Origin of the sequence: Ligilactobacillus sp. LYQ139, from assembly GCF_045033025.1 — a bacterium.
Classification (GTDB): Bacteria; Bacillota; Bacilli; order Lactobacillales; family Lactobacillaceae; genus Ligilactobacillus.
The window spans coordinates 1-2,051 of sequence record NZ_JBJFZW010000016.1 but is presented as its reverse complement, the minus strand read 5'-3'; the positions used below and the strand labels follow the sequence as shown (position 1 = coordinate 2,051).

The following is a 2,051-nucleotide window of genomic DNA, read 5'->3' as shown; positions in this document are numbered from 1 at the left end:
TATTAACTCCGGCCGTAATGTTAGTTATTGCTAACGCTATCCATAAATATGTTCCCCAACAGGATGTATTGGAAGCATTGGAACAGTTTGCCAAGGACGCCGTAGTGCTGGCAGAAAAGGCTGGCGCTCCGGACAAAATGCAGTATGCCGAGGTTATGCTCCAAGATATGCTAGTACGGGCGGGGTTCGATAAACAGGACACCGACTTATTACGGGGGTGTCTGGAACACGCTTATTGCGAACTGAAAGATGACATTGAGCGGGTTTATAGCACACCAAAGATTAAACCAGCTGAACCTTCTGGAGGTGAAGAATAGTGAAATATAAACGCCTATTAGCGTCCGCCCTGGTGGCCGGCGTTTTTTTGTTAGCGCCAAGCGTTGCAAGTGCGAACCGCTCACAAGGGGTTGATTTAGCCCGATATCAAGGTTATACAGCACAATTTGGTCGAGCTGATGATGAGTTCGCTATCTGCCAGATTGGTGGTTATCAGGGTGGGCTGTACCTACAAAACACCTACAATTCGCAGGTGGCGACCACGATTGCTCAAGGTAAACGGGCGCATACGTATATCTGGTACCAAGTTGGCGGTAATGCGGGCTTAGGACGACAGGTGGTTGATTATTTCTTACCACGAACGCAAACACCGAAAGGGTCAATCATTGCGTTGGACTACGAAGCGGGCGCTGGTTGGAATGTAGAAGCGAACACGAACGCTATCATTGCCGGTATGAATGAGATTAAGCAGGCGGGCTACACGCCGGTCTATTACTCATATAAACCGTATACGGTGGCACACGTGGACGTGAACCGCATTGTGCAGGCATTCGGTAACCAGTCCGTCTGGATAGCAGCGTACCCGTGTCCGGGGAGCGCTTCGCCGAACTACAACTACTTTCCGTCGATGAACGGGGTTAGCATTTGGCAATTTGATGATAACTACAACCGCCGTGGTATTGACGGCGACGTGGACTTAACTGGTATTACGTATAACGGTTATCACGGTAATAATCAGCCAAAGCACGAAACCCCAGTAATTAAGCAGGGACAACAAGCTGATAAGACCCCGAAACGGGAGATTAAACCGGGCTATACGGTTAAGGTCAACTTCTCCGCTGACTGCTGGGCAACCGGGCAACGTATTCCGAACTGGGTAAAAGGCAAGGCTTACGCGGTACAGGAAGTCCGAGGTAACCGGGTCTTATTGTCTGGCATTATGAGTTGGATCAGTAGAAATGACGTGGAGATATTACAGACTGCCCACCAAGCACGGACGGAAAACGCCGCTCCCGTTGGTGGCACGTACGTAGTGCAAACTGGCGATACGTTAAGCGGGATTGCCAGCCGGTACGGCACAACGTGGCAGGCGTTAGCTAGTCTGAACCGCCTGTCGAACCCGAATTACATCTATGTTGGGCAACGATTGACAGTACATGGTGGCGCAGCTGGTGGTAACAGTTACGTAGTGCGGCCGGGCGATAATCTTTCAACGATTGCCAGTCGGTTAGGGACGTCCGTTTCCCGGTTAGCTTCACTGAACCACATTCGGAACGTGAATTTGATTTATCCGGGTGAAAAATTGAATTATTGATAACGAGCTCTCCGTATTCAAGCGGAGGGCTTTTTTGTGTATAGCATAAACATATGCAATAATGTAGTTACTGGGAGTTAAGCTCCACTTATTAAGACGACCCCAAGCTGTAATGGCTGGGGTCGTTTTGCATATAATATAGGTGTTTAAGAGTGATTGTAACAATCCTGAATCTAACGTTGCACACATATAAGATAATATATTCACCATAAAAGACTCTTTCATTATTTTACGGAGGAGTTTTTTATTAGCACTTATATTAAAATGAAATGCACTAAAAAATATATTGGTATAGCACTTAAAAAAGAATAAAAAATTAAAAGTGTGTGCACACGATGTGCACAGTTTTTGCAAAAACATACGAAAACATATGATTCACCAAAAAGTAAAACCCCGTAAAATCAATATTTTACGGGGTTTCGTGATAACATATGACTCATTAAAAAGGAGAGTACAGGAT

Annotated in this window: 2 protein-coding genes; both read left to right on the top strand. The window is 46.2% G+C overall.

What is annotated here, in order from left to right; all coding sequences use genetic code 11:
- On the top strand, positions 1–317 hold a 317-nt coding region (locus ACI3E1_RS07850), incomplete at its 5' end, for a hypothetical protein (RefSeq protein WP_405025097.1).
- A complete protein-coding gene (locus ACI3E1_RS07845; protein ID WP_405025098.1) occupies positions 314–1,591 on the top strand; it encodes a LysM peptidoglycan-binding domain-containing protein in 1,278 nt (425 codons plus the stop codon). The genes ACI3E1_RS07850 and ACI3E1_RS07845, both read left to right, overlap by 4 nt.
- The last annotated feature ends 460 nt before the right edge of the window (positions 1,592–2,051 follow it).